The sequence below is a fragment of the Aquabacterium sp. genome (assembly GCF_004297345.1).
Classification (GTDB): domain Bacteria; phylum Pseudomonadota; class Gammaproteobacteria; order Burkholderiales; family Burkholderiaceae_C; genus Aquabacterium.
This window is the reverse complement of record NZ_SCTN01000236.1, coordinates 1-10,045: the sequence shown is the minus strand read 5'-3', so window position 1 is coordinate 10,045 and position 10,045 is coordinate 1. Positions and strand designations below refer to the sequence as shown.

The 10,045-nt window shown below is 62.7% G+C and carries 6 protein-coding genes; 1 reads left to right on the top strand and 5 read right to left on the bottom strand.

The features are described from left to right. The 4 genes from ftsH to EPO09_RS08460 all read right to left on the bottom strand — a co-directional run. On the bottom strand, positions 1-1,737 hold a 1,737-nt coding region (gene ftsH, locus EPO09_RS08475; RefSeq protein ID WP_290642119.1), incomplete at its 3' end, for an ATP-dependent zinc metalloprotease FtsH. Positions 1,738-1,786: 49 nt separating this feature from the next. Next, positions 1,787-2,926, bottom strand: a complete 1,140-nt coding sequence (locus EPO09_RS08470) for an ABC transporter permease (RefSeq protein WP_290642115.1) — start codon at positions 2,924-2,926, stop codon at positions 1,787-1,789. Between the two features lie 9 nt (positions 2,927-2,935). Continuing rightward, a complete protein-coding gene (gene rbbA, locus EPO09_RS08465) occupies positions 2,936-5,701 on the bottom strand; it encodes a ribosome-associated ATPase/putative transporter RbbA (protein WP_290642113.1) in 2,766 nt (921 codons plus the stop codon). After that, positions 5,698-6,864 carry an HlyD family efflux transporter periplasmic adaptor subunit gene (locus EPO09_RS08460; protein WP_290642111.1) on the bottom strand — a complete coding sequence of 389 codons (1,167 nt, stop codon included), beginning with the start codon at positions 6,862-6,864 and terminating at the stop codon, positions 5,698-5,700. Before EPO09_RS08460 ends, rbbA begins: the two co-directional genes overlap by 4 nt. A gap of 205 nt (positions 6,865-7,069) precedes the next feature. Here EPO09_RS08460 and EPO09_RS08455 point away from each other — a divergent pair, with 205 nt between their 5' ends. After that, positions 7,070-9,880, top strand: a complete 2,811-nt coding sequence (locus tag EPO09_RS08455; protein ID WP_290642110.1) for a pitrilysin family protein — start codon at positions 7,070-7,072, stop codon at positions 9,878-9,880. A gap of 51 nt (positions 9,881-9,931) precedes the next feature. Here EPO09_RS08455 and EPO09_RS08450 read toward each other — a convergent pair. Then, on the bottom strand, positions 9,932-10,045 hold a 114-nt coding region (locus tag EPO09_RS08450; protein WP_290642117.1), incomplete at its 5' end, for an H-NS family nucleoid-associated regulatory protein.

Below are 10,045 nucleotides of genomic sequence, written 5' to 3'. Positions count from 1 at the left end.
TGCGCCTTGTTCCAGCAAGTCTCGCCTGGCTTGCAGGCCTTCCATCGCGTTGGCAAAGGCCTTGTCGACCAACTGGCGCACGGCTTCGTCGATGTGGCGGGCCGTGTCTTCGCTGTAGTTGCGCTCGGAGCCAAACGCGGGCATCTGTGCCAGGAAGGGCGTGCGCTGGCGTTCGTAGGCGACCTGGCCCAGTTCGGTGGACATGCCCAGGCGCGTGACCATGTCCAGCGCGATGTCGGTGGCCTTGGCCAGATCGTCGGCGGCACCGCTGGAGATCTCGCCCAGCATGAGCTGCTCGGCTGCGCGACCGCCCAGCAACACGGTCATGCGGTTTGCCAGCTCGCTGCGGGTGCTGAGGAAGCGGTCTTCGGTGGGGCGCTGGATGGTGTAGCCCAGGGCACCAATGCCACGCGGGATGATCGAGATCTTGTGGACGGGATCCGCGCCAGGCAGAGACATGGCCAGCAGCGCATGGCCCATCTCGTGATAGGCCACGGTCTGGCGCTCTTTGGGGCTCAGCACGCGGTTGCGCTTTTCGAGGCCGGCCACGATGCGTTCGATGGCGTTGTTGAAGTCGGTCGCTTCAACGGCTTGTGCCTGGCGACGCGTGGCCAGCAAAGCCGCTTCGTTGACGAGGTTGGCCAGATCGGCGCCGGCAAAACCAGGCGTCAAGGCCGCGACGGCATCCGGGTTCACGTCGGGGGCTGTGGTGATCTTCTTGATGTGCACGCGCAGGATGTCCGTGCGGCCTTTGCGATCAGGGCGATCGACCAGCACCTGGCGGTCAAAGCGGCCGGCGCGCAGCAGGGCAGGGTCCAGCACCTCGGGCCGGTTGGTGGCCGCGAGGATGACCACGCCCACGCTGGCATCGAAGCCATCCATCTCGGACAGCAACTGGTCCAGCGTCTGCTCTTTTTCATCATGACCGCCACTCATTGGCCCGGCACCTCGTGCACGGCCCAGGGCGTCCAGTTCGTCGATGAAGATGATGGCGGGCGCTGCCTTGCGGGCCTGCTCGAACAGATCGCGCACACGGGCAGCACCCACGCCCACGAACATTTCGACGAATTCAGAGCCGCTGATGGAGAAGAAGGGCACGCCTGCCTCACCAGCCATCGCGCGGGCAAGCATGGTCTTGCCGGTGCCGGGAGGCCCGATCAGCAGGATGCCTTTGGGCATGCGCGCACCCAGCCTGCCGTAAGACTGCGGGTTCTTGAGAAAGTCCACGGATTCGCGCAGCTCGTCCTTGGCTTCGTCGACGCCGGCCACGTCATTGAAATGCACGCTGACATCGGTTTCGGCATAGACACGGGCGCGGCTTTTGCCCACGCCCATCATCCCGCCTATCCCGCCGCCAAAGCCGCCGTCTTTCATCATCTTGCGCGCCAGCAGGTTCCACAGGCCGAACATCAGCAGCACGGGCAGTACCCACGAGAGCACATCGTGCACGACCGTGTTCTCGATCACGCCTTCGTAGCGGACCTTGTAACTCGACAAGTCCTTGGCCAGTCCGGGCTCGATGCGTGTGGTGATGAAGCGCTGGCGTCCATCAGGCAGGGGCTTTTTCAGTTCGCCTTCGATCACGTTGCTGGCCACGCGCACCGAGGCCACGTCACCCGCTTCCAGGTGCTGAACGAACTCGCTGTAGGGCATGGGCTGGACCTGGGCGTTGTTGACCCACAGGTCGCGCACCCACAGCATGGTCAGCAGGATCAAGGCCATGCCCCAGGGGCTCATGGGCCATACCTGCTTCTTGTTGCCATCTGGTTTGAGCAAGGACATTCCTTCAAGTTTGCATGCGGCTGACAGCCGAGCGGAAGCGCCGTAAGGACGCCAGGAAGAACACAGCGCCGATGAGCGCGATGGCTGCAAACTGCGGCCACACGATGCTCAGATCGGCGCCTCGGTACAGGATAGCCTGCGCGAAGCTCACAAAGTGCGTGGTGGGCGCGCCGGCCATGATGAGGCGCACGATCTCGGGCATGCTCTCGCGCGGGGTCATGCCGCCAGACAGCATCTGCAGCGGCAGCAGTACCAGGATCATCAGCAAGCCCAGTTGCGGCATGGAGCGCGCCACCGTGCCCAGGTAGATGCCCATCGAGGTGGTGGCAAACAGGTGCAGTGTGCAACCCGCCATGAACAGCCCGACCGAGCCTGTGATGGGCATGCTCAAGGCCCCGCGCAGCACGAAGTGCACGGCCAAGGTTGTGGCCAGCATCACCACCGCGCCCATCGCCCAGACCTTGGCCAGCATGATCTCCACGGGATTGAGGGGCAGGACCAGCAAATGCTCGATGGTGCCGTGCTCACGTTCGCGAATCAGCGCCGCACCCGTGAGGATGATGGACAGCATGGTCACGTTGTTGATGAGCTCCATCACGCCCATGAACCAGGTGTTGTCCAGCGCCGGGTTGAAACGCATGCGCATGGCCAGATCCAGCGCGGGCGTGTTGTTGCGGCGTTCGCGTTGTACAAACTCGCTGATCTCGCCCAGGGCAATGCTCTGGATGTAGCCTGCGCCCAGGAAGGCCTGGCTCATCTGCGTGGCGTCCACATTGAGCTGGATGGCCGGTGTCTTGCCTGCCAGCACATCGCGCTGGAAATCAGGCGGGATGTCCATCACGAAGGTGTAGCGGCCGGCGTCCATGCCCGGGTCCATGTCGCTCAGGCTGATGGGGCTGGGCTTCATGAAGGTGGGCGGGTAGAAGGCATTGACCACCCGTTGCGACAAGGTGGATTGGTCTTCGTCCACCACGGCCATGGGCGCGCGATGCAGGCGATCCGGTGCGCCCTTGGCGGCGGTATACAGCGCGCCTGAGAAGGCCCAGATCACGAAGAGCAGCAAGAGCCGATCACGCCACAGGCTGCGCAACTCTTTGATGCCCAGGTTGAAGATATTGGCCAGCGAGGTCAGCAAGGTGTGCATGGCGGCGCCTCACTTGTCCTGCTTTTTGAGCAGGACAACGCTGACAAAGGTCAGCACGGGAATGGCCAAGGCCAATGGGATGAAGTAAGGCCACAACTCGGCCAGGCCCAGTGCCTTGGAATACGTGCCGCGGCTGATGATGAGGAAGGGGCCTGTCGGGTAGATGCGGCCCAGCACGGCGGCAAAGCCCTCCAGCGAGGACACCGGGTTGATGATCCCCGAGAACTGTATGGCCGGCAGCATGGTGGCCAGCGAGGTGCCGAAGATGGCCGCGATCTGGCTGTTCGTGAAGGTGGACATGAGCAGGCCCAGGCCCGTGGCCGCCGTCACGTAGAGCAGGGCGCCCAACGTGAGTGCCATCAGGCTACCTTTGAGCGGCACGCCAAAGCCCCACACAGCCATCGCCGTCATCAGCAGGAAGCTGACCATGGCGGTGCCAATGTAGGGCAACTGCTTGCCCAGCAAGAACTCCAGCCGCGTGACCGGCGTGACGTAGAGGTTGATGATGGAGCCCAGCTCCTTTTCCCGCACCACGCCCAGCGCCGTCAACATGGCCGGGATGAAGATGAGCAGGATGGGGATCACGGCTGGCACCATGGCGTACAGGCTCTTGACGTCAGGGTTGTAGCGGTAGCGGATTTCAACGTCGGCCAGCGCGGGCGCTTGCGTTCCTGTCTGCGCCAGCTTGTCGGCCAGGTAGCTGGCGTGCAGCCCTTGCACATAGCCGGATACGGTTTCGGCACGCTGGGGCATGGCGCCATCCACCCAGACGCCAATGCTGGTGGGGCGGCCACGCTGCAGATCGGCCATGAAATGCGGCGGGATCTCGATGGCCAGGCTCAGCTCGCCATTGCGCAGGCGGCGGTCCAGGTCTGCATCGTTCTGAATGGGCGCTTGTTCGAGGAAGTAGGGCGAGCCACTGATGTTGTTCACGTAGTCGCGGCTGATCGAGGTCTGATCCCGGTCCAGCACGGCGAAGCGCAGGTCCTGCACGTCCATGCTGATGCCGTAGCCCATGATGATCATCAGCAGCGCGGTGCCCAGCAGGGCCAGTGTCAGCCTGATGGGGTCGCGGCGCAGCTCCAGCGATTCGCGGTGGGCATAGCTCAGCAGGCGGCCCAGGCTGAAGCGGGGCGAGCGCTGGCGTGTTGCTTTGGCGGGGGCGTCTGGATTGGCGGCTGGCACTCCGGCCATCCCAGGCGAAGTGCCCGGCTGAGTGGCTGTGGCTGGCGTGTCAACCGGATCGGTGGATTGGGCCTGCTCCAGCAGGGCAATGAAGGTGTCCTCCAGATTGGCGTGGCCGTGTTGTTCGACCAGTGCTGCGGGCGTATCGCTGGCCAGCACGCGCCCGGCATGCATCAGCGAGATGCGGTCGCAGCGCTGGGCCTCGTTCATGAAGTGCGTCGAGATGAACAAGGTGACTCCATCTTCGCGTGACAGCTTGATCATCAGTTCCCAGAAGCGATCGCGGGCGATGGGATCTACGCCCGAGGTGGGTTCATCCAGGATCAGCATGTCAGGCTCATGCACCACGGCCACGGCCAACGACAAACGCTGACGTACGCCCAGTGGCAGCTTCTCCGGCAACTCATCGGCCACGGCTTCCAGTTCAAAGCGCTGCATCATGGCGCGCACGCGGCCTGCGCGTTTCTCGGCAGGGACGTGAAACAGCCTGGCGTGCAGCTCGAGGTTCTGCGTGACGGTCAACTCGTTGTAGAGCGAAAAACCTTGCGACATATAGCCCACGCGGCGGCGAATCGCCATGTCTTGCGCGTTGACCTGATGCCCGAACAGCGAGGCACTGCCTTCGGTGGCGGGCAGCAGGCCGGTCAGCATCTTCATCGTGGTCGTCTTGCCGCAGCCGTTGGAGCCCAGGAAGCCGAAGATCTCGCCCTTGTGGATGGACAGATCGACATGGTCCACAGCCGTGAAGTCACCAAAGCGGCAGGTCAGGCCTTGTGCTTCGATGGCGATGTCGCCGTCTTCACTGGGGCGAGGGGGCACGACCAAGGCCTGGTGCCCCTGGCGCCTTTGCTCTGGCAGCAATTGGATGAAGGCCGCCTCCAGATCCTGACAAGCCGTGCGGGCCAATAACTCGGCGGGTGTGCCGGTGGCCAGCACGCGCCCGCCGTCCATGGCCACCAGGTGGTGAAAGCGCTGCGCTTCTTCCATATAGGCCGTGGCGATCACCACACTCATGCCGGGACGGCGGCTGCGGATGCGCTCGATCAGCTCCCAGAACTGCCTGCGTGACAGCGGGTCCACGCCGGTGGTGGGCTCATCCAGGATGAGCAGATCGGGATCGTGGATGAGGGCGCAGCACAGCCCCAGCTTTTGCTTCATGCCGCCCGAGAGCTTGCCTGCGGGGCGATCCGCAAAAGGCAAGAGCCCAGTGCTGTGCAGCAGTTCGTCGATGCGGGCCTGGCGCTCGCGGGCCTCATGGCCGAAAAGCCGGCCAAAGAAGTCCACGTTCTCGCGTACGGACAGCGTGGCGTACAGGTTCTTGCCCAGGCCTTGCGGCATGTAGGCGATCCTGGGGCAAACCTCGCGCCGGTGCCGAGCCTGGGCCATGCTGCCCCCTAGCACCTCGATCTCGCCTTGCTGGATCTGTCGGGCTCCGGCCAGCAGGGCGAGCAGGGTGGATTTGCCCACGCCGTCCGGCCCGATCAGGCCGACCATGCAGCCGCCGGGGATGCTCAGCGTGACCTCATCCAGCGCCTTGACACGCTTGTAGGCGTGGCTCAGTGATTGGATCTGTGCAACGGCTTGGTTCACGGGGCAGGGGTGTTGGATGCGCTGGATGACGCTGCTTGCGTGGCGCTTGCTGCATCCGGTTTCGCATAGGCCTTGTCAGGCAGCGCCACGCTCAGCTTGTCTGGCCAAGGCGTATCGGGCTGCACGCGCACATAGGCCATGCCGGGCATGCCGGTCTTGACCTGCTGGCGATAGTGGTCGAGCAGTGCACGGTCAATCTGAGCGCGTACCTTGAAGACCAGCTTCTGCCGCTCGGCTGTGGTCTCCACGGTCTTGGGGGTGAACTGGGCCACGCTGGCCACAAACGTCACTTTGGCTGGGACCACATATTGAGGCGCGGCATCCAGCACCAACCTGGCCTCGGCGCCAATGGCCACACGCCCGGCAGCCGTCTCGGGCAGGAAGAAGGTCATGTAGACATCGCCCACGTCCACCAGGGAAATGACACGCCCGCCGGCCCCCAGTACCTCGCCGGCCTGGGCGGCCAATACCTGAACGCGACCCGATCGTGGTGCCTTGAGTACGCTTTCATCCAGATCCGCCTGCACGCGGGCCAAGCTGGCTTGCGCGGTGGCGATGGCTGAATCGCCTTCCTGCAGTTGCGAACGCGTGGCCGTCACGGCCGTCCTGGCCTCTGCCACCTGGGATTGCGCTGCACTCACCCCAGCCTTGGCGCTCATCACCTGCGCTTGCGCTTCATCGAGCTTTTGCGGCGACAGGAAACCTTTGTTGACCAACTCCTGCGTGCGTTGCAGTTGTTTGCTGGCCAGATTCAACTCCGCCTGGCGCTGCGATACCACAGCCGATGCCGTGGTCACCGCCTGCTCACGCTGGGCCAGCAAGGCCGCAGCCGTCGCCTTGGCATTGCGCGCCTGATTGACCTGTGATTGCGCACGCTGCAAATCGGCCTCCAGCGTGGCCGTGTCCATATGGGCCAGCACCTGGCCCGCTTCCACGTCATCACCTTCCTTGACCAGCACATCCTTGAGGCGGCCAGAGGTGCGCGTGGCCACATCGATGTCCGTGGCCTCGATGCGGCCATTGCCGCTGGCGATGCCGGTGGGCAGTCCCTGCGGCTTGAGCTTGTTCCAGCCGATCAACGCTGCGGCGGCGACCAAGGCCAGTGCAGCCCAGGCAATCCTTTTTCGGACGAGTGTGGCCGGGGAGGCCGAGTCGGCATTCATGTTGGCGCATTCCGTACAGGGAGAACAGTGTTTTTTACCATGCATCAAGCACGCGTTGGATGACATTGCACAAGGCCAGATGTGGCGCCAATGCGCGCTAAGTCCCTTTGTGATCCGAGCTTGTAAACGGAACCTTTACACGGCCGGCCTACACTCAGTGAAGCTCGGTCCGCTGCCGGATCTTTTTTTCATGACGACCTGACCCATGAACACCTCGATTACCTCCCGTTCACGTGTTTCCCGTTTTCGTCAATCGCCGCGGTTCGTCCTGACCGCGCTGGCCTTGCTGGTCGCCTCCACGCTGTCTGAGGCTGTGATGGCGGCGCCGGCCACTCCTGCAACTGCGCCCGCATCGTCTGCCGCTTCACTCAAGCAGGTCACCTCGGTCGAGGGCATCACTGAATACCGCCTGCCCAATGGCTTGCAAGTGCTGCTGATCCCCGATGACTCCAAACCCACGACCACTGTCAACGTGACTTACCGCGTGGGCTCGCGCCACGAAAGCTATGGCGAAACCGGTATGGCCCACTTGCTGGAGCACCTGATGTTCAAGGGCTCGCCCAAGTACCCGCAGGTCTGGGGCGAATTCAACAAGCGTGGCTTCAATGCCAACGGCAGTACCTGGTATGACCGTACCAATTACTTCGCCAGCTTCGCTGCCAACGATGACAACCTGCACTGGTACCTGAACTGGCAGGCCGATGCCATGGTCCACAGCTACATCGCCCGCAAGGACCTGGACAGTGAAATGACCGTGGTCCGCAACGAGATGGAGATGGGCGAGAACGACGCCGGCCGCATCCTGATGGAAAAGACCATCTCGTCCATGTACCAGTGGCATAACTACGGCAAGTCCACCATCGGTGCGCGGGCCGACGTGGAGGGCGTGGACATCAGCCATCTGCAGGCTTTTTATCGCCGCTACTACCAGCCCGATAACGCCACGCTGATCGTGTCGGGCAAGTTCGATCCGGCCAAGGTGCTGCCCTGGGTGCAGCAGGCCTTTGGCGCCATCCCCAAGCCCACGCGTGAACTGCCGCACCTGTACACGCTCGACCCCGTGCAGGACGGCGAGCGCTCGGTCACGCTGCGCCGCGTCGGCGGTGTGCCCTTGCTGTACGCCGGCTATCACATCATGCCTGGGGCACATCCGGACTACGCAGCCATCGAGCTCATCTCCGTGATCCTGGGCGATACGCCTTCCGGCCGACTGCACAAGGCCCTGACTGAAAAGCAGTTGGCCGCCGGCGTGTTCAGTTTCTCTGAGGGTATGGCCGATCCAGGCTTCATCCTGTTTGGTGCGCAACTGTCGCCCCAGCAAGACCCGGCCACGTCCAGCAAGGCCATGCTCGACGTCATCGAGGCTTCGCTCAAGCAGACGCCCATCACGCAGGAAGAACTGGACCGCGCCAAGGCCAAGTGGCTGAAGTCCTGGGACATGGGCTTCTCCGACCCACAGCGCATTGGCGTGGCCCTGTCTGAAACCGTGGCGCAGGGCGACTGGCGCCTGTTTTTCCTGACCCGTGATCGCATCAAGAACGCCAAGCTCGCCGATGTGCAGCGCGTGGCGCAGCAGGTGTTCGTCTCGTCCAACCGGACCTTGGGCCAATACGTGCCCACGGCCACACCCGAGCGCGCACCCCAGCCGGATCGCGTGAATGTGGCCGATATGTTCAAGGACTTCAAGGCCCAAGGCGCGCAAGCCAAGGCCGAGGCCTTCGATGCCAGCCCGGCCAACATCGATGCCCGTACCCAGCGCTTCGATTTGCCCTCCGGCATGAAGGTTGCGCTCTTGCCCAAGTCCACGCGTGGCCAGGCTGTCAAAGCCAGCTTGACGCTGCGTTATGGCGACGAAAAATCCCTGGCCAATTGGGGTGAAGCACCGGCTGCGCTGGCCGCCTTGCTGGACAAAGGCACCAGCGGCCTGAACCGCCAGCAGTTGCAAGACAGGCTCGATGCCCTGCAAGCCGAGGTGAGTTTTGGCGCGGCGCCTGGCCAGTTGATCGTCAATCTGGCGACCCGGCGTGAGCACCTGCCAGCCTTGATCGCCCTGGTCGCCGATGTGCTGCGTCACCCAGCTTTGCCTGCCGATGCGCTGGAAGAAGTCCGCCATCAGGCGCTGGCGTCACTGGAAGAGCAAAGCAAGGAGCCTGAAGCCGTATTGGCGGAGGCCATCTCCCGCCATGGCAATCCCTATCCGAAGGGTGATGTGCGCTATGCCCGTACCTTTGCTGAAACTGAATCTGACTGGAAATCGGTACAGATTGAGCGCGTGCGTGCCTTCCACAGCGAGTTTCTGGCCGCAGGGCATGCGCAATTTGCCGCCGTGGGTGATCTCGACGCTGGGGCAGTCAAGCAGGCTCTTCACTCGGGATTTGGTGATTGGCGCAACGACAAGCCCTTCGCCCGCGTGCCCAATCCCTTGATCAAACTGCCCGCAACTCGGTTGGTTCTTGGCACGCCCGATAAACAAAATGCGGCCATGTCGGTGGTCATGCCGCTGGCCATGAATGACCAGGACCCCGATTACGCCGCATTCATGCTGGCGAACCATTTATTGGGTGCAGGTGGCGATTCGCGTTTGTGGAACCGCATTCGCGAAAAAGAAGGCCTGTCTTACAGCGTGTACAGCAGCGTGAGCTGGAATCCAGTGGAGCAGCATTCCGAATGGACAGCGTCGGCCATCTTCGCGCCACAGAATAGAGACAAGGTGGAAGCCGCATTCAAGGAAGAGATCCAGCGCGCCTTGTCACAAGGCTTCACGCAGGCCGAGTTTGAATCCGGCAAGCGTGGTCTGCTGAATTTCCGTCGATTGGGCCGGGCACAGGATGCACGTCTGGCAGCAGGCTGGGCAGCCAATTTGTATCTGGATCGCACCTTTGCGCTGGCCGCTCAGGTCGATGCGGCCATCGAATCTCTGACACTGGCGCAGGTCAATCAGGCCCTGAAGAAGTATCTGAAGCCCGAACAGTTTGTATTGGGTCTTGCAGGTGATTTCAAAACCACGAAGCCTTGAGCAATAAAAAAGGCCGGTCAGTTGACCGGCCTTTTTGTTTCAATCTGAAATTCAGATCGCGAAATCTTCGAGTTTCTTGCCCGAGGCAACGGCGGCTTGAACCCACTTGGGCTGCAGGCCACGGCCAGTCCAGGTTTCACCTGTTTGCGCATTGCGATATTTAGG